The organism is Alteromonas sp. M12, from assembly GCF_037478005.1.
GTDB lineage: Bacteria > Pseudomonadota > Gammaproteobacteria > Enterobacterales > Alteromonadaceae > Aliiglaciecola > Aliiglaciecola lipolytica_A.
Genome location: NZ_CP144164.1, coordinates 3,711,475 through 3,736,627, shown reverse-complemented (window position 1 = coordinate 3,736,627; position 25,153 = coordinate 3,711,475). Strand labels below are relative to the sequence as shown.

General features: G+C 40.9%; 17 protein-coding genes. 6 read left to right on the top strand and 11 right to left on the bottom strand.

The window, feature by feature from the left end; genetic code table 11:
• Positions 1 to 5: 5 nt before the first annotated feature.
• The gene (gene ubiH, locus VUI23_RS15990) at positions 6 to 1,271 is read left to right on the top strand and encodes a 2-octaprenyl-6-methoxyphenyl hydroxylase (RefSeq protein WP_342804990.1); all 1,266 of its coding nucleotides are present in this window, start codon (positions 6 to 8) and stop codon (positions 1,269 to 1,271) included.
• A complete protein-coding gene (locus VUI23_RS15985) occupies positions 1,258 to 2,487 on the top strand; it encodes an FAD-dependent oxidoreductase (protein WP_342804989.1) in 1,230 nt (409 codons plus the stop codon). The genes ubiH and VUI23_RS15985 overlap by 14 nt, the downstream gene beginning before the upstream one ends.
• 35 nt (positions 2,488 to 2,522) lie before the next feature.
• Here VUI23_RS15985 and VUI23_RS15980 read toward each other — a convergent pair whose 3' ends face one another.
• Positions 2,523 to 3,722, bottom strand: a complete 1,200-nt coding sequence (locus tag VUI23_RS15980) for a hypothetical protein (RefSeq protein ID WP_342804988.1) — start codon at positions 3,720 to 3,722, stop codon at positions 2,523 to 2,525.
• A gap of 247 nt (positions 3,723 to 3,969) precedes the next feature.
• On the opposite strand from VUI23_RS15980, the gene VUI23_RS15975 reads away from it, so the two are divergent.
• Positions 3,970 to 5,256, top strand: a complete 1,287-nt coding sequence (locus VUI23_RS15975; protein WP_342808308.1) for a Xaa-Pro peptidase family protein — start codon at positions 3,970 to 3,972, stop codon at positions 5,254 to 5,256.
• A 787-nt stretch (positions 5,257 to 6,043) separates the two neighbouring features.
• On the opposite strand, the gene VUI23_RS15970 is transcribed toward VUI23_RS15975, so the two are convergent.
• Positions 6,044 to 6,892, bottom strand: coding sequence for a LysR family transcriptional regulator (locus VUI23_RS15970; protein WP_216047184.1), 849 nt, complete (start codon positions 6,890 to 6,892; stop codon positions 6,044 to 6,046).
• A gap of 154 nt (positions 6,893 to 7,046) precedes the next feature.
• Here VUI23_RS15970 and gcvT point away from each other — a divergent pair, with 154 nt between their 5' ends.
• The 3 genes from gcvT to gcvP all read left to right on the top strand — a co-directional run bounded on the left by gcvT (position 7,047) and on the right by gcvP (position 11,652).
• Positions 7,047 to 8,126, top strand: a complete 1,080-nt coding sequence (gene gcvT, locus VUI23_RS15965) for a glycine cleavage system aminomethyltransferase GcvT (protein ID WP_342804987.1) — start codon at positions 7,047 to 7,049, stop codon at positions 8,124 to 8,126.
• Positions 8,127 to 8,200: 74 nt separating this feature from the next.
• Entirely contained in the window at positions 8,201 to 8,590 is a 390-nt protein-coding gene (gene gcvH / locus VUI23_RS15960; protein WP_342804986.1) for a glycine cleavage system protein GcvH, read from the top strand.
• Positions 8,591 to 8,751: 161 nt separating this feature from the next.
• Positions 8,752 to 11,652, top strand: coding sequence for an aminomethyl-transferring glycine dehydrogenase (gene gcvP / locus VUI23_RS15955; protein ID WP_342804985.1), 2,901 nt, complete (start codon positions 8,752 to 8,754; stop codon positions 11,650 to 11,652).
• A 779-nt stretch (positions 11,653 to 12,431) separates the two neighbouring features.
• Here the strand turns inward: gcvP and VUI23_RS15950 are convergent.
• Genes VUI23_RS15950 through VUI23_RS15910 form a run of 9 tightly spaced genes read right to left on the bottom strand, consistent with a single transcriptional unit; the run spans position 12,432 to position 25,153 of the window.
• Entirely contained in the window at positions 12,432 to 13,178 is a 747-nt protein-coding gene (locus tag VUI23_RS15950; RefSeq protein ID WP_008843031.1) for a SprT family zinc-dependent metalloprotease, read from the bottom strand.
• Entirely contained in the window at positions 13,178 to 16,318 is a 3,141-nt protein-coding gene (locus tag VUI23_RS15945; protein ID WP_342804984.1) for an HsdR family type I site-specific deoxyribonuclease, read from the bottom strand. The genes VUI23_RS15950 and VUI23_RS15945 overlap by 1 nt, the downstream gene beginning before the upstream one ends.
• A 36-nt stretch (positions 16,319 to 16,354) precedes the next feature.
• Complete coding sequence (locus VUI23_RS15940) at positions 16,355 to 17,419, bottom strand: macro domain-containing protein (RefSeq protein WP_342804983.1); 1,065 nt, start codon at positions 17,417 to 17,419, stop codon at positions 16,355 to 16,357.
• Positions 17,419 to 18,075, bottom strand: a complete 657-nt coding sequence (locus tag VUI23_RS15935; protein WP_342804982.1) for a DUF4433 domain-containing protein — start codon at positions 18,073 to 18,075, stop codon at positions 17,419 to 17,421. Before VUI23_RS15935 ends, VUI23_RS15940 begins: the two co-directional genes overlap by 1 nt.
• On the bottom strand, positions 18,068 to 18,643 hold the full coding sequence (locus VUI23_RS15930; protein WP_008843035.1) for a DarT ssDNA thymidine ADP-ribosyltransferase family protein: 576 nt from the start codon (positions 18,641 to 18,643) through the stop codon (positions 18,068 to 18,070). Before VUI23_RS15930 ends, VUI23_RS15935 begins: the two co-directional genes overlap by 8 nt.
• Positions 18,644 to 18,683: 40 nt before the next feature.
• The gene (locus VUI23_RS15925; RefSeq protein WP_342804981.1) at positions 18,684 to 21,155 is read right to left on the bottom strand and encodes a DUF262 domain-containing protein; all 2,472 of its coding nucleotides are present in this window, start codon (positions 21,153 to 21,155) and stop codon (positions 18,684 to 18,686) included.
• Positions 21,152 to 23,017, bottom strand: coding sequence for a DUF262 domain-containing protein (locus VUI23_RS15920; protein ID WP_342804980.1), 1,866 nt, complete (start codon positions 23,015 to 23,017; stop codon positions 21,152 to 21,154). Before VUI23_RS15920 ends, VUI23_RS15925 begins: the two co-directional genes overlap by 4 nt.
• Before the next feature lie 9 nt (positions 23,018 to 23,026).
• Entirely contained in the window at positions 23,027 to 23,878 is an 852-nt protein-coding gene (locus VUI23_RS15915; RefSeq protein WP_342804979.1) for a hypothetical protein, read from the bottom strand.
• A gap of 33 nt (positions 23,879 to 23,911) precedes the next feature.
• Complete coding sequence (locus VUI23_RS15910) at positions 23,912 to 25,153, bottom strand: RES family NAD+ phosphorylase (protein ID WP_342808306.1); 1,242 nt, start codon at positions 25,151 to 25,153, stop codon at positions 23,912 to 23,914.

Below are 25,153 nucleotides of genomic sequence, written 5' to 3'. Positions count from 1 at the left end.
CAATAATGAACAAAGCTGAACAATCATTTGATTTGGTGATCGCTGGTGGCGGGGCCGTGGGTCTTAGCTTAGCGTTGGCGATTGTGAAACAAAGTCAGCTTAAGGTTGCCGTGATAGAGGCTAATCAGAGCCCTGAAGCGGCGACGCCCCGTTCAGAGTATTCTAGCGGTGACGATTCAAGCTATTTAGATTTGCGCAGTGTTGCTCTTTCTGCCCAGTCAAACCAGATGTTAACCGCGTTAGGCTTAACGGGGTTATCTGAATTTGCTTGCCCAATTTCGCATATACATGTGTCAGATCAAGGTCATTTGGGGAGCAGTACCTTAGCTGCGCAAGAATACCAACTGGATGCTTTGGGGCAGGTGATTGAATTACCCGTGTTGGTGAATTTATTGCAAAACGAAATCCACCGATACGCAAAACAAGTTACCTTTTTTTATGGTCAAACAATTGAACAGCTTCATAAATCTTCGGGGCAGATAGATGTAATTCTAGGTGATGAACAACGATTGAGTGCGTCGCTATTGGCAATTGCGGAAGGAGGGAATTCCCCAACTCGCGAAAAATCAGGCATCGAAATTCAGCTCAAAGATTATCAGCAATCAGCGATCGTAGCCAATGTTGCGCTGTATGAAGACCATAACAACACTGCATTCGAACGTTTTACCCAATATGGCCCTTTGGCTTTGTTACCTTTAACGACTCCATTGCAACAAGCCGATTCGTATCGAAGTTCGTTAGTCTGGACGTTGTCGCAAAAGCAATGTGAGGACGTATTGGCGTTAAGCGATGAGGAGTTTATTGCGCGTTTACAAGATGAGTTCGGTTATCGATTAGGGAAAATAAAAGCCGTCGGTAGGCGCAGTGCTTTTCCATTGATTCAAAGTAAAGCGTTACAACACATTCACCATCGCACCGCGTTATTGGGAAATGCTTGCCAAACCTTACATCCCATTGCAGGGCAAGGATTGAACTTGGGGCTAAGAGATGTTGATGAACTTGTGCATATTATATTAGCTGAAGAAACTCAGGATATCGGTCAATATCGAACTCTACAGCGCTACCAACAAAATCGCAAAAATGACCAAGACCGCTTAATTAGTGCAACGGATTTATTGGTCCATACTTTTTCTAATCTTTATCCTCCGTTAGTTTTAGGGCGTAATCTAGCCCTTGGTATTTTAGATTGTCATCCTAGGATAAAACAAATTTTAGCTCACCATGCCATGGGCTTTCACGGCACATCAGGAAAACTCCATGCAAAATTATGACGTAGCAATTATTGGCGCAGGCATTATTGGCTTAACGGCTGCACTGGCGTTGCAGAATACTGATTTGCGTGTTGTGGTTATCGATTCTGAGCCGGCGGATCAGCCTCTGGGTCAAGATCCAGAGTTACGAGTAAGTGCAATTAATCTTGCTAGTCAGAACATTTTTTGCAATTTAGGCGCTTGGCAAGGCATTTGCGAGCAACGATTGCAGCCTTATCAACACATGCAAGTGTGGGAACAGGATAGTTTTGCCAAAATTGATTTTTGGGCATCGGATATTCAGCAAACACACCTAGGGAGTATTATTGAAAATCAAGCCATCCGCTTAGGTTTGATGCAACAACTCAAACAAGTCGCTAATGTAGAAATTGCGGCTAGTGCCAAAATCGCCAATATTTCCATTGGTCAATCAGAAAGTTTCATTAGTCTAGAAAATGGCAATCATGTCAGCAGTAAACTAGTGGTTGGTGCTGATGGCGCGAATTCGTTGGTGCGTAAAGTGGCAAATTTACCGCTGACTTTTTGGGATTACGATCAGATTGCTATCGTTGCCACTATTGAAACAGAATTCGCGCACGAAAATGTGGCGCGACAAGTGTTTACCCCTGACGGACCTCTGGCGTTGTTGCCATTGTATGAAAAAAACTTGTGCTCAATTGTTTGGTCACAAAGAGTCGAAAAGGCAGAGTCTCTGTTAAAATTGGATGATCGAGCATTTAATCATGCCTTGAGTGCCGCCAGTGACACGCGTTTAGGACAAGTGAAGCTTGTGAGTAAACGAGCCAGTTATCCGTTAAAAATGCGTTATTGTCGCAAGTGGGTGAGTGACCGTATTGTTTTGATTGGAGATGCTGCTCATACCATACATCCTTTAGCAGGGCAGGGCGCAAACTTAGGTATTGCTGATGCAGCTGCATTAGCCGAAGTGCTGGTTGAATTGCAACAGCAAAATAAAGATATAGGTTTGGCTAAAAACCTGCGTTCATTTGAGCGTTGGCGTAAATCAGAAGCACTGCAAATGATTGCCGTCATGGAGAGCTTCAAGCGACTTTTTAGTGGTGCCAACCCGGTGAAAAAGTTGATCAGAGATATAGGGTTATCAGCGACAAATCAGTTATCGCCGTTAAAAAACGATATTATTAAACAAGCAGTTGGAATTGAGGGCAATTTACCTAAGCTGGCAAATATAGATACCAGCTTAGATTCAGCAAGTTAGTACTTATTAACTTGCTGTTTTTATCGGTTATTTAGTTAGTTTTGTAACCACACTTGGTATTCTTCTGAGGCTAGGAATCCGGCAAACGCGGGTTCACTTCCCAAACTCTCAGGAGTAAATTCGTAATACAATCGTTCACTGATCAGATTCAATGTATCAGCTACTCCTTGGTAGTTTTGTTGTTCATTATAGATGGTTAACAAGGTCCAGTAGGGAGGTTCAAAATTTGGCTCAGCATTGACACCTAGGTAGGCATATTTTAATGCTTCATTCATTTCTCCCGCGTTGTAATATAAATTTGCACTCAGCTCGCCAAGGGCTCCATCCATTCCAAAGCGTTTAATGACGTTCTCCATCGCTTGCATGACTTTGACGTTATTCTCGGTCATCACATAATAATCTAGCAGCATAAATTGGGTAGAGGGTAGGTGACCAAAGTATTTGTCTAACAAACTAAGTTGTGCGAGATATTCTTGATCATTAATATTTTGCGCAAGGCCAACACCAGTATCAATCATGACTCGTTGCTTTTTCATATCTTCCGGCATACTTAAAAGCAATTTATAAGCTTCTAGAAATTGCCCTGATTGACGTAAGCTGCCAATTCGTTGGAATTTCTCCACCACATCTTTGTTAATTTTTTCTTTACCAAACATTTTGCCAAAAAAAGAATCATCAGTAGATATCATCAATGCCGTTGCTTGGGTTAAGGAGTCACTAAATTGAGCGCCTTTGCTGGCGATATGGAAATCAAAAACTTTTTGTTCTTCGTTGAGAAATAAAATCAGGTATTCATGCCCACCTGTCGCGTAGTCGATGCGGACAAGGGGGCGCAGGGCACCTTGCTCGTCAAGCATGCGTATAAAGCTAGAGTTTGATTCTTCATTGAAAAATTGTGCAAAAAGATTATTGATTAAGGTTTTCCGTGTGCGTTCCGCCGAAAATCCACGCACAAAATCATTTATTTCACTTTGTTTGGAAAATAACGCACTGCCAACAATTTGCCCTAAATTTTTCGTGTCGGTCATTTCTCCTAAACTATCTATATCGTGATTATTCAGTGCTTCAGCAAATTTAATGGCGCTCTGTGCGGATTGTTGTGCGAAAACCGAGTTTTCGTTGTTCCCACCCATTTGTTGGGCGTAGCTCAAATTTGAAAATACGCTTAACAGAAGAATGAAAAACGTATTTTTAATAAAAAATGCATATGTTTTTGAGATTGAATCAGTGTTCATAAAATAAGTCCATTTTACGTTTTTAGTTTTAATTTTAGGTGTACCTAATTGAGTTTGCCGATAAAGTTATGCTTTGTACATGACTGAATCGTTTTCAAATATTGTAGACCGTATGCTTTTCGATAAGTTATTTGCCTTAAACGTTTCATAGCAGGGCTTCGGGATAGAGATTGAAGGAAGTCTAGAGTAGCAATATTGCGTTGCGTGTTTTTTGCACATATTATAATTAAAAACGTCTTGGGCTTATATCATTGTGCAAAAAAGAACTTTCTTAAAATTATCCTCTTTCGGAATGGCATCTATAGCATTCAATGGTTTGTCGTTGGAGACCGCGGCATCACCTGTTACATCAACCAAACTGTCAAAGGTTACTGGCAACGTTCAACCGATTTCAGTGCAAGAGAAAAAGCTGCGTATTGCTGCGGCGCAGAAGCATATGGCAGAACAAAAAATAGATGCCATTATTCTAGAGCCTGGTGCGGCTATGGATTACTTTACTGGAATTCAGTGGTGGCGAAGTGAAAGGCTTACCGGCGTTGTCATTCCTCAAAGCGGTGATATTGCCGTTGTTTGTCCCTTTTTTGAAGAGCCAAGTATTCGTGAGTCTTTAAAACTTGGTGATGATGTTCGAGTTTGGCAAGAGCATGAAAGTCCCTTTGAGCTAATCAAACAGGTTTTGCAAGACCGAGGCATAAGAAAAGGCAAGTTGGGTTTTGAGTCTACGCTTAGATACTTCGTCCTTGATGGCGTAATGGCTTTGCTACCTGATATGAATCACGTCAGCGCCGAACCGGTCACCTTAGCTTGCCGCATGTATAAATCTGCACATGAATTGACGCTTATGCATAAAGCCAATGAAGTGACTTTGATGGCCTATGAACATGTGTTTTCTCAGCTTCAATTGGGCATGACGCAACACGATGTAAAACAATTGATGGACGCTACTCAATCACAGCTTGGCGGCACAAATACTTGGTGTTTAGCGCTGTTTAATGAAGCAAGTGCTTATCCACATGGCACTGGGCAGTCGCAGGTTATTAAACAAGGCTCAGTCATTTTAATGGACAGCGGTTGTAGTGTGCATGGTTATCAATCAGATATCAGTCGAACCTTTGTTTTCGGCGAAGCATCTAAAAAACAGCGCGCAGTTTGGGAAACGGTCAAAAAAGGCCAACAAATAGCATACGAAACCGCTCTAGTTGGTACTGCTGCGGGTAAAGTGGACGACGCGGTGAGAGCGTATTACGAAAAACAAGGTTATGGGCCACTTTACAAGCTACCTGGTTTGTCACACCGAACAGGGCACGGCATCGGCATGGAAGGTCATGAAAGTGTCAACTTTGTTAAAGGTGAAACAACGCCACTAAATAAAGGTATGTGCTTGTCGAATGAGCCCGGAATTTATATCCCCGGCGAGTTTGGTGTGCGTTTAGAGGATTGTCTTTACATGGGGGATAAACAAGCCCATTGGTTCACCGAACCCCCTAAATCATTAGACGAACCACTAGGTCGATTAGTCCCGCTTTCGGTTTAATCCACCACTGTAGGACGGGCTTCAGCCTGTTGTTATGTTCCGATGATGCGGGGCTAAAGCCACCGCTTACAGGGTAGGGGAAATCATCTTATTTGTAGCATGGTCTTTAGGCCATGAAATTCCCCTAACGCGGGGCTAAAGCCACCGCCTACAGGGTAGGGGAAATCATCTTATTTGTAGCATGGCCTTTAGGCCATGGAAGGTGGTTAACCTCCCAACGAGGTTTTCGCGCAGGTTGTAGCATGGTCTTTAGGCCATGGAAAATGGTTAACCTCCCACCAAGGTTTGCGCGCAGGTTGTAGCATGGTCTTTAGGCTATGGGAGATGGTTAACCTCCCACCGATGATTGCGCGCAGGTTGTAGCATGGTCTTTAGGCCATGAAATTCCCCTAACGCGGGGCTAAAGCCACCGCCTACAGGGTAGGGGAAATCATCTTATTTGTAGCATGGCCTTTAGGCCATGGAAGGTGGTTAACCTCCCACCAAGGTTTCCGCGCAGGTTGTAGCATGGTCTTTAGGCCATGGAATTCCCCTAACGCGGGGCTAAAACCACCGCCTACAGGTCGTAGCATGGTCTTTAGGCCATGGAAGGTGGTTAACCTCCCACCAAGGTTTCCGCGCAGGTTGTAGCATGGCCTTTAGGCCATGAAATTCCCCTAACGCGGGGCTAAAACCACCGCCTACAGGGTAGGGGAAATCATCTTATTTGTAGCATGGTCTTTAGGCCATGGAATTCCCCTAACGCGGGGCTAAAGCCACCGCCTACAGGGTGGATTTTGCGCGGGGCTTACGATTTCAACCTGGCCATGATGAAATCGGCTAAGGCGCGACTAATTTGCGGGTGTTGGGTATCGAGGTTGAATAGGCATATTTTGATTTTGCCTAATTGTGGCAACGACTTATGGCGAATTTCCTGTAAGGCACTGGGTAAACTAGACCTTGCTAACGCGGTGATGCCTAAACCTTGTTGTATTGCTGCTATCAACCCATAAAGATCGGCATTGGTATAGGTGATTCGCCAGCTGGTGGTTTGTTGTTTAAGTTTTTCAATTACACGGGAGCGATAAACACAGCCATCTGGAGCTAAAACCAGTGCTACTTTGTTAGCGCTTATGGCTTTATTTGCATCGCCCACCCAAATTAACTCATCTTCTAACACCACTTCACCTTCGGTTTGTTGATCTGGATGCACTAGTGCCAGCACTAAATCAAAGTCACGGTGATTTTTATCATTGAGTAAACTACGGCTCAGTTCAGAGGTGACTTCTAGGGCGACATCTGGATATTGTTTACTGAATTCTCCGATGATACTGGGGAGTAGGGTAGTAGCAAATTCGCTAGGTATGCCTAGTCGCAGTCGGCCTCGTAAAGACGATTGTTCGAATTGACGGAATATGTCGTCGTTGATACTCAGCATGGTTCTAGCTTGTTGCAATAGCGCCTGACCATCTTGGTTGACTAACTGGCGCTGGCCAATTTTATCAAATAGGCGACGTCCAAGTTGTTCTTCTAATTTCTTAATTTGTAAACTGATTGCCGGCTGCGAACGGCCCAGCATGTCACCCGCTTTAGCGAAGCCGCCTAGCTCTACGACAGTTACAAAAGTACGCAATTGGTCTAAAGACAGTTGTCTCATAAAAGATATTCAGCTTATAAATTCATTAGGATTACTAATTTAAGTAATTTAATACATTTAAAAAAATTATGTAAGCATTTGAATTATCAATTTGTCCCAGCGCCGAGTGATTTCTATACTGCTAATTCAAAGTGACTCAATCAGGTGAAGGTAAATGACCAACAAAACAGTTTTACACCCCAAGCATATTGAAGCTGGCGCAAAAATGGTGGACTTCCATGGCTGGGAAATGCCGATTAATTATGGTTCACAAATTGAAGAACATCATGCAGTGAGAAAAGATGCTGGCATGTTCGATGTGTCGCATATGACGATTGTGGATGTAAAAGGCAGTGAAGCTAAAGGCTATTTACGCAAACTATTGGCTAATGATGTAGCCAAATTGACCGAAAAAGGTAAAGCCCTTTACAGCGGTATGTTAAATGAAGAAGGCGGTGTGGTAGATGATTTGATTGTTTATCACTTCGACGAAACAAATTATCGCTTGGTTGTTAACTCAGCCACTCGTGAAAAAGACATGGATTGGTTGAACAGCGTAGCTGATGGTTTTGAGGTTACTATTACTGAAATCCCTGATTATGCAATGATCGCTGTGCAAGGCCCGAACGCTAAACAAAAAGCCGCGACTTTGTTTTCAGACGCACAAAAAGAGGCTGTTGCTGGAATGAAGCCGTTTTTTGGTGTGCAAGCAGAAGATTTGTTTATCGCTACGACCGGTTATACTGGCGAAGCGGGTTACGAAATTATGGTGCCTAACGAAATGGCGGGTGATTTCTGGCAACGTCTGATCGAAGCTGGTGTTGCTCCATGCGGCTTAGGTGCTCGTGATACCTTGCGTTTGGAAGCCGGTATGAATTTATATGGCCAAGACATGGACGAAACGATTTCTCCGCTAGCCGCAAACATGGCTTGGACTATAACTTGGGAACCAGCAGATCGTGATTTCATGGGCCGTAAAGCACTTGAAACACAGAAGGCTGAAGGCACTCAGAAGTTAGTGGGCTTGGTGATGACTGACAAAGGTGTTTTGCGCACCGGTCAAAAAGTGAAGGTGTCTGAAGGGGAAGGCGTGATTACTTCCGGTACATTTTCTCCAACCCTAGGACACAGTATTGCAATGGCAAGAATTCCTGCTACTGCAGATACCACCGCTGAAGTAGAAATGCGTAAAAAGTGGGTAACCGTTAACATCGTTAAACCTAGCTTTGTTAGAAACGGAAAAAGTGTTCTTTAAAAAGGTGAGATAACATCACCTTAAATGAAATTTCGATTAAGTAGTTTAATAAAAACCAATATTTAGGAACGATTATGAGCAACATTCCATCAGAATTACGTTATGCATCCACCCATGAATGGGTTAGACCTGAAGGTGACGGTACTTTTACTGTGGGGATCACTGAGCATGCTCAAGAGCTTTTGGGTGATATGGTATTTGTTGAGTTGCCAGAAGTTGGCGACGCGGTAGGCGCTGGAGACGACGTGGCTGTAGCTGAGTCAGTAAAAGCAGCTTCTGATGTTTATGCACCTATTACAGGAACGATCGTAGCCATTAACGAAGATTTGGAAAACACACCAGAACTTGTTAATAGTGACGCTTTTGGCGACGGTTGGTTGTTCCGCATAGAAGCTGAAGATCCAGCTGAAGTGGAATCTTTGTTAGATGCTGAAGGTTACGCAAACAGTATCGACGAAGACTAATACTCGTTATCAGTAGAATGCTCGCAACTGTAATTATTCGTAATTACAGGTGGCGAGTATTATCTATTGATAGCAAACAAGTTGTATTGAATTCAAATATATAGAGAGCTTTTGCATTTCTATTTCCAGTATCACATTGTTCAAATTAAAGGCACTCATTCATGGCTAATACTCCGTTTTCACTCGCTCAGTTAGAACAGACCGAAGATTTTGTAAGGCGTCATATTGGCCCAAGCGAAAGCGAAATGGCAGAAATGCTCGAATTTGTTGGCGCTGAGTCATTAGACGACTTGATGAAGCAGACTGTTCCTGCTGGGATCCGTTTACCAGAATCCTTAAACATTGGCGACAGCATAACCGAAGTACAAGCATTACAAGAGCTCAAGCAAATTGCGAGTAAGAATCAGATTAAACGCAGTTTTATCGGCATGGGTTATAACGATACCATCACGCCAAATGTGATTTTACGTAATGTATTGGAAAATCCAGGTTGGTACACGGCATATACGCCTTATCAGCCTGAAATCGCCCAAGGTCGTTTAGAGGCGCTGTTGAACTATCAACAAGTGACAATTGATTTAACCGGATTAGAACTTGCTTCTGCCTCTTTATTAGATGAAGCAACGGCCGCTGCAGAAGCCATGGGGCTTGCTAAGCGTGTATCTAAAAACCGTAAAGCCAATAGCTTTTTTGTGGCAGACGACGTGCATCCACAAACATTGGATGTGATTAAAACCCGTGCAGAAATGTTCGGGTTTGATGTGATTGTTGGCAAAGACTCAGAGGCCGCTTCACACGATATATTCGGCGCTTTGTTGCAATACCCAGGCACTACTGGTGAAGTCAAAGATCTGACCGATATCATCAGTGCATTACATGAAAACAAAGCCATAGTAGCCGTTGCGGCAGACATTATGAGCTTAGTCTTACTAAAATCACCAGGTGATATGGGCGCGGATGTGGTTCTAGGTTCTGCTCAACGTTTTGGCGTGCCAATGGGCTACGGTGGTCCACACGCCGCCTTTTTTGCCACTCGCGATGCTTATAAACGCTCGCTACCTGGCCGCATTATTGGGGTATCTAAAGATACTCGCGGACGTCCTGCACTGCGCATGGCATTGCAAACCCGTGAGCAACATATCCGCCGTGAAAAAGCTAACTCAAACATTTGTACCGCCCAAGTATTGCTTGCAAACATGGCCTCGTTCTACGCGGTGTACCATGGTCCGCAAGGTTTAAAAACCATTGCAACACGCATTAATCGTTTTGCTGACTTATTAGCTGCAGCATTGACCCGTCATGGTTATGCGTTGAAGCATAATAGCTGGTTCGACACCATCACTGTGTTAGTTGAAGACAAAGACGCCCTTATTGCTCGTGCTGCACAAGCGGGTATGAATTTACGTTCAGATCTAGCTGCAAACGAAGTGGGAATTTCTGTTGATGAAACCACGACGCGTCACGACTTAAAAGCGCTTATTGATTTATTCTGCGGCGATACCCACGGTTTCAATATTGAAATGATGGACGCAGAAATTACCACCCAAGGTTCGAAATCATTACCCACGCATTTACTGCGCACTGATGAGATTTTAACTAACCCAGTGTTTAACTCTTATCACTCAGAAACCGAAATGTTGCGTTATATTAAATCTTTGGAAGACAAAGATTTAGCCTTAAACCATTCAATGATAAGCCTTGGTTCATGTACCATGAAGTTGAATGCCACTGCGGAAATGATCCCGGTAACTTGGCCAGAATTTGGCAAACTGCATCCATTTGCGCCAATTGAACAGGCGCAAGGTTACAAGCAGATGATTGACGAGCTAAGCGATTGGTTAATTAATATCACCGGGTACGATGCGATGTCGATGCAACCTAACTCTGGTGCGCAAGGTGAATATGCTGGCCTAATCGCCATCAAAAATTACCATGAAAGCCGCGGAGAAGGACACAGAAACGTATGTTTAATTCCAAGCTCAGCCCATGGAACTAACCCTGCGTCAGCGCAAATGGTAAGTTTGAAAGTGGTTGTGGTTAACTGCGATAAAAACGGTAATGTCGATTTAGCTGACTTGCGCAAAAAAGCCGAAGAAGTGGCTGAAAATCTGTCTTGTGCAATGATCACATACCCATCTACCCACGGTGTTTACGAAGAAACCATCAAAGAAATGTGTGACATTGTGCACGAGTTTGGTGGTCAGGTTTACATGGACGGCGCTAATATGAATGCCCAAGTTGGGGTAACCTCACCGGGATTAATTGGTGGTGATGTGTCGCACTTAAACTTGCACAAAACCTTCTGTATTCCACACGGTGGCGGTGGCCCTGGTATGGGACCTATCGGCGTAAAAGCCCACTTAGCCCCATTTTTGCCGAATCACAAAGTAGTCGATACCGGTAATACCACTGCTGGAAACGGCGCTGTTTCAGCCGCGCCGTGGGGAAGTGCATCGATTCTGCCAATCAGCTATATGTACATCAAAATGATGGGCAGCGAAGGCCTCAAAAAAGCCACCGAAGTGGCAATGCTAAATGCCAACTACGTAGCCCAGAAACTCGAAGGGCATTATCCAGTGCTTTACAAAGGTCGTAACAATCGTGTTGCTCACGAATGTATCATCGACTTGCGTCCAGCTAAGGAAACCTCAGGTGTAACTGAAATGGATGTGGCTAAACGCCTAAACGACTACGGTTTCCACGCGCCAACTATGAGCTTCCCAGTAGCTGGTACGCTGATGATCGAACCAACAGAATCTGAAGCAAAAGCAGAACTAGACCGCTTCATCGAAGCCATGATCTGCATACGCGCAGAAATGGCGAAAGTGGAAAGTGGCGAATGGGATGCAACCGACAACCCATTACACAACGCACCACACACCCTAGACGACATCTGCGACAGCGACTGGAATCGTGCCTACGACCGTCAAACTGCCGCATACCCAGTGCCGTCAGTGGCTAGAAATAAATTCTGGCCAAGCGTTAACCGCATCGACGACGTATATGGCGATCGTAACTTGATCTGCTCATGCCCAAGCATTGAGACCTATATGGAAGATTGATTTTTTTGATGTCAGTTTCGAATGAAGTTTGTGTACGTTAAATAAAGTTTGTGATTTAAATATAGTTTGTGAAAAAGGGTCGAAAGGCCCTTTGCTATTACCAGCCAAAAATATAAGTTAGTCATTTTAAGCTCGATAGATTTTTTTATGTGAATCCAATTGAGTTTTGATTATTGACGGCTTTTCAATTTATAACTCAATTACCGCATAACTTGCTTTACCACTTTTATGAACGCCACTTGCATTAGATACAACAATTGAACTAAGTCTAATTGCATGTTTTTGTGGCCTATGAACATGGCCAGTAAGGAGGTAATTTGGTGATCTTAATTTTTGGTTTAGTGCCAGACGAATATTGCTACATCCAAAGTCTTATCCGTTTAGCTTGGAGCAGGAAGTTCCTTTTGGTGGTACATGATATAAAATAATATCGCACCTTTTGAATGCCGCAAAATAGTCGCTGTCATATTTTATACAACCAAATTTGATCCCTTTGATTGTCGTTATTGTTACATCCCCAAGAAACCTGCTTTTCCCTCCAGCCAAGATTGTGTTCCATTACAAAAATCGTGATTATCAGAACACTCTAAAACAGGCTGATTGAATTCATTAAACCATTTTTTATAAAAGCTAATTTGTTCTTCTGCTGAAATTGAGTTTCTCTATGATCTAAAAAATCGCCCGTAAGGCAAATAACATCAAAGCTTTCACTATTCTCATTAATCCACGTAATAGCATCATCAGAATAATGCAACTCGGTACAGTGCAATATTTTCAAGTTAGTAACTCCAGTCCTCATAAGCCAGAGGAAGGCTATTAAGCAAATCTCGACGTTCTTTCCAATTGGGCAAATGCTTGTTCATTAATAACCGAAAACGTTCGTTGTGGTGGCGCTCATGAAGATGCACTAATTCATGAACAAGGATAAACTCCATACACTCTATTGGTTTTTTAGCGAGTTCTAAGTTCAACCAAATGCGTTTTGCTTGAATATTGCAACTGCCCCACTTGGTTTTCATTTTTTTGATCCCTAATGAGTCAGGTGCTACACCTAACTTCTTCTGCCATTTAGGAAGCATTTTGGCTATTGAACCGTTCATTTCATATCGGTAAAAGCGGTTGAGTAATTTGAGCTTGTTATCTGTTGAAGTATTTTCAGCTATAGCTATCTCTAAGTTGCCATTTCCTTTTGCCGTGACATTGTATCTACCTGTTGCTTCGATAAGCTTTAATCGATATTTTTTACCCCAAAGATAGTGGCATTCACCATTAACCATTTCGCGTGTGGATTGGCGTTCTTGCCCAGCAAAGTCAGCTTGCTGTTTTTTGATCCACGCCAGCTTATTAACAATAGCCAGTCTGATCTTTTGTTCACTCGTATCATTCGGAATAGACAATCGCACTTTGCCATTGGGCGGTAATACGCTCAGGTGAATATTTTTAATGGCTCTGCGATTTAGCTCCACATCGATTTCACCAATACGCACTACTTCAACACTTTGAGCATTGCTTTTAGTATGACGCACTAATGATATTCCTTTTGAGCTTTTATCAGCTCCATAAGATCATCGATGTTAACATCGTATCCACCTGATTCTGCTCTAATCGCATTGGCAATTTCACGCTCCTTGAATCTATCACCAAGCCATTCAGCTTTCTTAGTATAACGAACAGCAGTATCGATTTTAGTTGCGAGTACTTCATCGTTACCAAAGTTGTCGTAAATCGCTTGTTTAGCAGGAGTATCAACAGACTCAGGGTAACTCTGAGAACTATTTTCAGTAGGATTAACCACTTTCTTTGCAAGTGCTCGAATTTGTTCGAGATACTCTTGATAGCTAATGGCTTGTTCTCTTCGCTGCTTAATAATCTCATCCAGCAAGGATGCCATGCTATCGTAGTACTTAGGGTTTACTGGGTTCTCATCGACAATCGTTTTTCTTACGTTATTCTCAATCGCTTCTGCCATTGCCGCTTCATTGTCACGCAAGCTTTCAGGTAATGATTCAAGCCCTTTACCATTGTTATTCACTACTAGATCAATCAGGCCGAGTTCTTCAAAATCCATGAGTAATTCGCTGTCATCTGCACGAATGTACATATCTAACAAATGGCGCATAGCAGGTTCAAATCGCTTCATTTCGAGTAAGTCGCCACTGGCAAGTTTTACTTCGTCACGCACCTTTTCAAAGTAGGCTACTTCTTTCTTAATATTTTCTGCTTGCTCGAATGTAAAGCCTGCTTGTTCCATTTCATTAGCAATGTTGGTGTATGCACGAATAAGCTTAACGACTGATTGATATAGCGTTAAACGCAAGGCTTCTTTTTCCGTGCGTTCATTTTCGTCCGCAGGTTCTACACCAGATTCACCACAGAAATAGTGAATGAAATCTTTAGTATCTCTAGGGGCTTTAACCGATTCACATAAGGCCCTTACAGCTTCTAACGAATTATTCAAATCTGTTTTTGACTCAGTCAAACGATCTTTTAAAAGTCCTTCGACGTCATCTGCATCGTACCCGTCAAAAGCTTCTGCGGTATAGTCCTTTATGGCTTTATCAAGTGACCGGAACAAGTCCTTATAGTCGATGATATAACCATAGTCTTTATCTTCACCATCCAATCTGTTTACACGACAAATCGCTTGGAAGAGGTTGTGATCAGCCATCTTTTTATCGATATAAAGGTAAGTCGCTGAAGGTGCATCAAAGCCAGTTAAGAGTTTATCGACAACAATTAGTAAGCGCATTTGTCCCGGCTCTTCGATAAAACGTTTCTTAACAGCCTTTTCAAATTCTTCAACACGCTTGGCAGCTTCCTCTTCGCTTTGTTCAAAGTAGTCAGCTAACATTTTTCGATAAGTTGTATATTTGAAGAGCTTTTCAGTTTTTCCTTCACCGGTCTCTTCCCCTTTGATTGTGCTTGCTGCGGGCTGATAACTTGTGACGATTGCACACTTCCCTGTAAGATCTGTTTTATTAAATAACTCATAAACCACACAAGCTTGATGGACGCTAGCACATACCAACATGGCGTTACCTCTGCCAGACATCAGCGCGGGTTTGATCTCCATATCCATCAATATATCGCTAACGATTTGCTCTAAGCGAGACTTACTGGAAAGCACCTTTTGCATCGTGCCCCATTTCTGCTTGAGTTGCATCTTAGCAAGGTTTGACAGCCCCTTTGTTTTAGCTTCAAACCATTGATCTACTTTTTTCTCTGACGTTAAATGTTGATCGATATCTCTTGCTTCATAACGAAGATCAAGTACCACACCGTCACTAACAGCTTCGTCAAACTTATAGGTGTGAATGTAGGGGCCAAATACCTCTAACGACTTCTTCTTGTCCCTCTTCATCAACGGGGTGCCCGTAAAACCAATGAACATTGCTTCTGGTAGTATTGCGTTCATTGCTTCGTGGAGTTTGCCCGACTGGGTTCTGTGGCATTCGTCCACGAACACAAATAAGTTACCTTTAGCAATAAAGTCGCTAGGTAGATTTTGGGTGAGTGCAGCAAGGTAACCTTTAGTAGCTTCCTCATCCTCTTCATCACTAGGAGCTTCACCATTTCGACCAAATTTATGCACTAGCGAGCAGAACAACCAAGGGTTAGGTTGATTCAACGTAGCAACTAAGTCTTCGCCACTTTTTGTTCGATATATGTCTTCATCAACACCAGAGAACACCTTTTCGATTTGTTCATCTAATTCAGTTCTGTCCGTGACAATTAAAACACGAGAATCGGTAATATTTTCTCTAATCCACTTTGCCAACCACACCATAGTTAAGCTCTTTCCCGATCCTTGGGTGTGCCAAATGATGCCATTTTGTTTTGATTTAATATGACTCTTGGCTGCTTGGATTCCAAAAAACTGGTTGTGACGACAGGTTTTCTTAACACCTGCGTCAAACACAATAAAGTCATGAATAAGCTGTAAAAACCTTTTCTTGTCACAAAGCTGAGTAATATGGGTATCTAATAAAGAATTTGTTTTTTTATCGGCTGATGGCAAGCCTCCAGAAAGGTCTGGCTCTTTCCACTCTAAATAATATTTTTCTGATGTTTCAATGGTTCCGTAACGAATGCCTTGCGTGTCGTTACCCGCCATGACTAACTGCATGGTAGTGAAAAAATTGCGGATGAAGGCTTTCTTTTGATTATCTAGATTTTGACGAATACCTTCACTGACAGATATGGTTGAGCGCTTAAGTTCAATAACACCTAAAGCAATACCGTTAACGTAGATCACTATATCAGGGCGCTTTTTAAGCTCGCCGTTTACAGTGACTTCTTCTGCAATGGCAAAGTCATTATTATCAGGGTTTTTCCAGTCAATCAGCCAAACGGTTTGGTTTAGTTCACCAGCCCCTTCTTTTTCTTTTACTCCATAGCGAAGTAGGCGATAAACATCTTTATTTGCATCAAAGAGTTTTTTACCTTCACCAAGGGCTGCGGCAGTATCGAGTTGGCGTAATGTGCGGTTAATCAGCGAGTCAGAAAACCCTCGGCCTTTAAGCCATTTGGTCAACAGGCCTTTTTCAATATTGCTGTTGCCTTCACGATATTCCCAATTGCCGAGGTAGTCATAATCAAGTTGTTCTTTAAAAAACTTAACAATGCGGTTTTGTGTTTTTCGTTCTAATTGACCGACATTACTCATATAGTTCCTTTATATTTTTTTATTGAACTAACTTAATTAACTTAGTTTTTCCAAGTTAGTTAAAGCAAATTTAATTTCTCTATCACTAAATAGATTTAATTTTCGCTGTGCCCATTTTGCTCCAGCTGGCCAATTAGCTATTCCGTCCCTAATAGACTCAACTGTTGCATCACAATGTTGCTTAGTAATAAGCCAATCTACTGTAGATAAAAGCTCAAGACCAAAAGGAGACTCAAAGCCATTAATGACTTCAGTTGCTTCTTCTAATGCTGGTAAATACTCTTTTGCCTCGGTACTTAAGTAGGTCGAAACTTTTTGCCTCTCTCTTTCATTGAACCAGATGACATCTAAAGGATCACAATCTGGAATACGTTTATCTGATTTCAAATAACTACCATCTAAAGCATTTAACAAGTGCTCTAAGTTGTTGGCATATGGGCCATAATAATTAGCTTCGAAGTTAAGCTTCAACTCATTTTTCAGGCCTGAATTTTCAATGGTTCTCTGTAAAAACCAAGCTAACTTTTGAATTTCTAGTAGGCTACACTCCATGCCTAATATCCAATAGCGTCTTACCAATTCTGCAACTAACGCTCTTGCAGGAGTTAGTTTCTTTACACCTGATTTTTTAGCTACATTTTGATATTTTCTTGTAGGTTCAAATACAATAATATTTGTGGTTTTAATGTCTGATAATGCTTTTTCAATTTCAAATTTCACCTCAGGCCAAGATAGACCACCTTGCCCTGCACCAAGAGGAGGAATTGCTATAGAACTGACATTATTGTTTTCTATAAAATGGCGAAGATCAACTAAGCCATCTTGAACCCATTCCATTTTAGATTTTGCACGCCAATGCTGCTTGGTAGGGAAGTTTACAATCCACCTAGGCCCCATTAATTCGCCTGTTTCAGTAACAAACATTTTGCCCGTAGTTACTTGTTTAGCTTTACATGCACTTGCATATTCTGCCATATTTTTAGGAAAGCGCTCTTTGAACATTAACGCAATGCCTTTTCCCATGACCCCTACAGTATTCACTGTATTTACTAGTGCATCTGCGTTAGCTTCGAGTAAATTACCTTGTGTATAAGTGATCATTAGAAATACCATCCCGGACGTACAATAACGTCCAAATTCATATTGCGTTGTTGAATATGTTGTTTTAATTGTTGTTCAACTTGAACGTCGTAACAAGCTATGCCTAATAAAGCATTTATTGGACAATGCTGTTTGATTAATGCCTCAGCTTGGTATCGCTCGAACTTCGCAGGATCATTCAGATCTCTAGCAAAATTCCTTGCTTGTAAAATAGGCCAATCTACCTTCCCTAAGTAGCTTAAGTCAGAATAGAAATTAGCCCATTGATAGTATGCATGCATGTCTGTATAGACAAATTCCAAGTTTAGTTGCTCAACTTTATGTAATGATGATACCAAAATAACAATGTCTTCGTTAGCTCTCTGAATAACACCTCGTCCTGACTTTATGTTGAGCAACATAGGTGAGAAAGGGGTAAAGTAAAAAGGCACATAGTCATTTAATGAACCAAAAGGAGAAATCGGGACTGGATGAGTTGCTCGTTTTTGTATTAACTCCGAACTACCGATTGCTTCCCAATTAGGTGACTGCACCTGACTATTACCACAATACAAACCGTTATCTAAGATCCACGGTATATTGTTGCGATGCACTATGCGCCAAATTAGCGCTTTTTGTGGGTTAAGAGTTTGACTATAGTTATACAATTTACTCACCAACAAACATTGCAGGATTAATATCTACATGACATTCAACATTATGTGAATTCAGCAGCCTATCTACAACTGCTTTCACTCGTGCATTTTTAACATAAATACAGAAAATCAAGTTGGGGTTTACACTTGTAGGCGATAAACACTCCGCCATACAGGCTACTTTGCACGCTCTATCATCATAATCTCTTTCTTCCATCAATTCCCAATCAATCGCTAAAAAGCCGGCATCATAGTCTAAAATTTGATAACCCTGTTCAGCTAAAGGGTGTGTAGGTACAATTTGCCAGCCATTTGCTCTTGCTGTACTTCTCCGGATAGCAATTAAGACGAAATCTTTATTCGGGTACGATCTCTGTACGCCATAATCAAAGGGGTTTTTGGCGAAAAAGTGGAACGGTACATAAAGATCTAAGCTGTGGTTAGCCCTAGAATCTAATATTTCACCATCAGCAACATCTTCAAATCCATCATTGCTTAGCTCACACCTTGGTTGCAATCCATGCTGAAGAATCGATTCTAGATTTTCTAAAGCAGATAAGTGATAAATTAATCTTCCATCTCTAATCATTGTTCATTCCTTTTATTGTTTTACTTTAAACTGAACAACATTACTCATCGCTTAAATCCTTTAAACTTGCGCATAGTTTCTGAATCTTTGATTTGGCATCGTTGATACTTTTCTGATTTTTATCACTGAAGTATTTGTAAATACCAAGGCTTGGTAATGCTAAGCCACTCAGTTCAAAACCTTCACTTTCTAATACACTTACTAATGTATCAGGTGCATTCTCTATCTCACCACCTATAACTCTAATATCAAAGCAGCCAGCTGTTTTATGGATCTCAATATAATATCGCTCTCCATGATGAACAAAACCGCTTAGTTTCAAATGCGCACTTTCTTCACGCGATTTAACTGGTACATACCATAAACTTGAAAACGGTGTTAATAGGGTTTCGTCCAGCGATAATTCAAGTTCTAGAGTTTTCGTGTAAAGCTCAACATGAGGATGGTTCCGCTGTGACTGTCCAAGTAACACAAATTCAGAATTATTTTTCTCTATAAAGCCTTGCTGGCAGTACCGCATTAGTTCTTCATGCTTAATTAAAGCTTTCCTCCAAGGCTCAATTTCCTCTGACTCTATAGCGTTGGAGCAAATAGCAGATAGTGATGTTTGTACTTCATTAGAATTAAATAGTGGGTCATCTAATACTGCTTTTACGTAACTTTGCTTTTGTTCAATTGAAGCTGTTCCGAACCGCAATAACCTCTTCCAACTATGATCACGAGGGATGTTGTTTCTAGTATCGCGAGAGGAGAGCATATTGTACTTATCGCCTCGTTTATCAGTGAAATATTCGCCTTTACTTAGCACCGCTCTTTCCCAAAGGTAATCAATTGATGCCGAGTTGTTTTCAATTTGGTTTAATACGCGTTGAATTGCATTGGAATATCGTGTGAATTTTTCTAAATACTTACTATCTTTATCTACTCCCCAATCACAGTGCTTTTGTTCTCGGTAGTAAGTTAATATTTCTGAAAAATTTAAAAGACAGCCAATCTGGCCTTTCAAGAATGAGTGTTTTTCTGCACTGACAATTGCTTCACGCCATTCGTTAGATTTTAAGAGCAAGTGAGCTTTTATCTTTTCTTCAATAATCTGAGCGCCAGCAAAACCAGATATTTCAACATCAGCAGCTAGGCTTTCTAGGATAGGTTTATCTGATTGACACAACTTATCAATAGCAAAGAATGCTTTGTAAAATTCATCTGAGGTATTGGTAATGGTGTTTTCGGTTAGATTAAATACAACTCTCAACCATTCATTTAATTCCGTGTCAGAAGGTGATTTGGAAACATAGTTATAAAATGCATAGAATCTTAATTTATCATCATAACTAGCGTCATTTTTTAATACATTTTTAAAAGTTTTATACTCAGAATAATGATAGTCATTCTCTAAGTAGCTATGTATTTGGTTATCGATTAAACCATCTCTAGATATGAGGTCAAGGAAGCTAATAAGGCGAACAATAAACTCTTTATTTAAGCAGTCTAGTTCTTCATATTTAGAAAGCGTAAGCGCCTCTAATCGTCCGTTACGCCCAAAGAGTTCTCCGCTATTCACATGAAGATCGATTGGTGAATCTCGATGGTCAATTAGGTATTGATAGGCAATGACTAAGCGAATGAAATTCATTAGTTCATCATCAAAGGTATTGTCATTAGAGCAGACATTTCTATAAGGCCAAAATAGGTCTGCCCAGTCAGTATCTACTTTATGTATAAAGTAATCATAACCGCTAGCGTTTTTGTTAAATGGTAGAGAGTATGCGGGCCAAGGCTCTTCAAAAGACTTAATTTTTTGCTCTAACTTCGCCTTGAAATTCTCAAAAATAGTAAGCGGTTTACCACGAGCATTCATTTTTATATAAAGCTCATCAGATAAACCAAACGAGTGAAGATCTAAAAACTGAAACGTAATGTAAGGTTCACAGTTATTGATGATTCGCTCGTACAAGTCGATATCGTTTTGACAAAACAATGCTTGAATCGCATCTAGCATATTTAAACAAGCTTGCACTGTTGGATCTTGTTGCCAAGACAAGTAAAACCACTGACTATTTTTAATCTGTTTACTCATCTCTGCACCTGATAGTTCGATATCTTTAGAGGTCAATGCATCGAAAAACTCTGTTGTGCTTGGGCGTGTTTTATATGTGAAGCGAGATCGTTGGTCATCAGTTACAAATCGACTTCTAAAATCTTCAATATGTTCATGATGCATCGCTAAGTGCCAATGCAGTAAAAATAGTGTGGTTAAACGTTGCTGCCCGTCCAGAACAGAAAAAGCCTTACTTTGGCCCTCTTCAAAATTGCCGTAAACAAAATCTAAATCTAGAGGCTGGCGTGACTCATCTTTGTTGTTTAGCGCTTGAAAGAGTGATTTTAAAAACAGTGTTCTAACTTCAAGCTCTTCTTTTCGGCCCTGTGCGTAATCACGTTGCAATATTGGAATTTCAATCGCTTCAACAACGTCAAATAAACCGAAAAATGTTAAACTTTTTCCCTTATTCATGACCTAACTCCTTTTTGATGAACACCCACACCCTGAAAGAAACCTAGTAGCATTTCTACCATAGCTTGTTGATGATCTTCGCTGTCTTTCGCTTCCCAGTACAGCATCTTATCTACCTGTTTGCTGTAGTACTTAAGAAATGCATTTTTGGTGCATAGGGGGACAAAGGTTGCCTTTTTATCTAAGGAAATGATTCTTGCTCGTTTAATCGGGAACACAGCATTCTGGTAACTGCGGTTAGTTGAACTATCCAGCAATGTTAAGTTACCGATGGAATTATCAACGTCTTCGTTGCCGTCAGGGTCATAGTGTTCTCTTACCTTGTCATACAAGGTTTCAAACAGGTCATTGTTGAAAGTGGCAGTTTTTAGCAAAGCTTGGGCTTCAAACCTGATATTTTGCTCATCACTAACCGTTTCAGTATCAGATTCGTATGTTTCAACGTGTTCATCGCTAGAAATATATTCAACAACATTTTCAAGCCATGCTTTTTGTTTGTCTTTACTGTTTGGCATATCTGACGCAACAGAGCGGATATGTTCTATATCCCAAGCATTTGATGGGTCTTTATATTTATCAAATTGAAAACGCGCATTGCTTGCTGGGTTTGCAAGCAGGCTAGCAACGTTGAATAGTAATAATACGGATCTTAGCTTATGTGCACCTGATTCATAGGTGAACGTGTTTAGTTTATCTTCCAGCCATTCTTGGGATAATGACTCAACCTCTCTACCTTTAAAGGTTTCTCTGAAGACTAGCTTCAGCAATGTCTGTCGAAAATCGTACTTTGTGAGTGCTTCTTGGTGTACGTTAAAGATTTGAGCAATAGAAATATTTTGCGAAACTAAGTAACCAATCAAATGAAATAGTGCCCGGTCGTTATACCACTCTTCTAGAGTCATAAAGCACTGTTTTATCTTTAGCCATTCACGGGTTACATCAACAGGTTTATCTTTATCGCCTTTGGTACTTAATAATCGGTTAAATGTTAAAAATATTTTCAATTTGTCCGAGTCTAAAATGCCATCACTATCTAAATCTCTGGATGCCAAATCTAAAACAAATTCGATTCGATTAGTGGTAATGGACTTGTTGCTAATAAAATACCAAAACGCATCATCTTGTAAGCGTTTTTCAATTGCATCCCACTCTTGAGAAATCTTTAATTGTTGAAGATCTTGAATCGGCTTTTTGCTTATGGAGTCTTCTACGTCTTGAGCAAAGTTATTCGATTTTAAAAATAGCGCTTTGACCAGCTCCGCATTGACCAGAGGGATCTTGCCCATATTTAGCCGAGTAAATACCTCAGTGACATTTTCAGTTTCATCAATTTGATACCAGATAACTTTTACGTTTTTCCCCGTTTCATCATCGTTTAATAACGTTTGGATAAACTTTATTTGATATGTACCATCTTGTGCCTTAAACCATTCTTCTACTGCTTTTTTAGCTTGTGCGATATGGAAGAAGTCAATATTTTCCTCACCGCGTTCCTCATTAATATCTTCAAGGAATCCAGCACTTTCTTCTCGTGTTTCATAACTTAATTGATAATTAGATTTACCAAGTAAGGTCAGGATGCCTTTTAAGTACGTTAGAATTATATATATGGTGGTCAGCCGCTGTTGACCGTCAACCAATTCCCAATCGCCATTATGTTGTTTAACCACAATAGGCTGTAAGCAATAAAAAGCATTTTTATTGCTATTTTCAGCTTGTTGCTGAAACTCTTTAATGTCATCAAGCAGTTCAGTAACTTGCCTTTTAGACCAACGATATCCGCGCTGGTAGGCAGGTATAAAAAACGACAGTTCAAGTAGGTCGTTAATGGGTTTTAATTCTAATTCGTTACATTCAGACATCCATGTTCCTTATTGTTTTTTGTCAAAGGGCAACCGTGTGCGAGCTGTCAGTAACTCTTGCTTCATGCCTTGTTTGATTTTGTCTTCGTCTTGTAAACAATCTTTGGGAACAAAAATCCAACCTTCTTTTTGAGACGCATTGTTATCTGGGGCAGTTAGGCACTGTGGCCTAATTACGAATAGCTTAGCAATCAATGCACAAGTTAACGCATCTATATGATCCTGTGTTGGCAACCTCGTATCTAACAATTGTTCATTACCAAGTTCATCTATAATCCAGCTTAACGATGCTTGTTTTTGCATACTAAAAATAAGTTCAGAATATGCACAAGGTGAAGGATAAGCTTCGATAATGGTTAGGTTTTCATTTTGCCATACGCCTGTTCGTAAAATATTCGCAGCAAACTTGGCCACAACATGCATCCCTTTAGTGGCTTGACTACCAATCATATCTTTGATGGAAGAAAGCGGTGTATAACCCCAGCCTGCTAAAAACTGCTCGGTTTTTCGAAAAAGATAAGGGTTTAAAGCATTGGGTGTTTCACCATCTAAATATTTTCCTTCCAGCAATGTCCGAAAACCGTCGCTGAACCCAAGCGGCGTATCAATCGCTAGAGTTACCCTACCATGTAAATATTCAGTCTTGCACAGTGTAAACATGGCCTGAATAAAGGACGGTTGATCCGGTGATTCATGGATAATGGATGATAAATTGCCGCGCCAAGGCAAACCTACTATCTGACCTTGGCTGTCTAAGATCACAAGGGCGTCGCGACTGTTACTATTCTTTGAACAATTCCAACCACCAACATCCCAGCCGATAAAATAATGCCCTTTAAGCACACCATCAAATTCAGTCACAGGCTTGCACCAATATTAGTAATACCATGTTTATTATCTCTCACTTGGGAAAAACGTTCTTAGCATCGAATCACTGGATGTTAGCATTACTGAGTTGTCTTCTTCTGTTGCTTCAAAGCTTGCACTCTTCACTTTATGAAACTTGATTGACTCAGGAACAAAAAATAATGCTGGGTTATTTTCTTCGAAAGGATCATCGACATTGTTGATATTTACTAAACCGTTGTTTGCTAGCGAATGTTCTGGGAATAAAACCACACATTTGCTGTCACCGTTTTTTTGTATTGAAGGGTATATAATTCCGTCAATTTGAGAACCAAATTCGGTACTGAGAAACTCAAAGATGACTTGAGTCGCTAAATAATCATGTTGATTATTACGACTAGACGGTCGTGTAAGTTTGAAGACCAACTCTGGGAAAAAAGCGTAAGCATGAGATAAAACCAGCCATCTATCTGAAAATATATCGTCATTAATTTGAACATCTTTCAAAATGTTCAAATCCAAGAGTTTTAAAGCTCTATTCGGGCGAAATTCTCCGGAAACCACACCATCGCCTACAATTGGTCTTAATTCACTAATACATGTATTTCGGTCAAATGCTGCATAGAATGCGGATACACCTGCTGGAGTCATTCGCTGTGAACTAGCAAATTTTGCAGGCACCGCTCCTAACTGGTTTATAGGATCTTTATCAATGGCTTCAATATCAGCAATAGAGTAACCCACTCTTGCACGGTAAAGAGGTTGTGTGGCTGGTAAATCAACAACTAAATGCTTTAGTAACTGACCGTCCTCGACAATTGTTTCAAATAAGTCCTTACAAAACGTGAAGGCCAACTTATTAAAAAACCGCTTACTATGTCGTATTGAATGAGTAAAATTATACCAACGCTCTTCGAAATCATTTAATTCATCAAGGTTGCCATCATTTAAAACATATAAAATTGAATAGCCATTCTGATTGGTTTCATCCGGTACTTTTTCGATAAATTGCTCTACAAATGACTCATTTACTAAATCGAGGTGGGATTCAAAGAAGTCAAATAGTTTAAATACATGAGGGTCAGGGCTACCGCATTCGAATATCATCGCTTGGTCATACTTTGATAACTCGTCCGTAGTGACCAATATTTCTTTCGCCTTACCTAGCAAAAACTGTTCAAACTTTTCATCGTCTACACAGATATCTTGGTTATCACAATAGTCACAACTTGCACTTAGACCATTACTAGTAACAAACTCTTTTAAAGAGCGGAGGTAAACACAATTCAC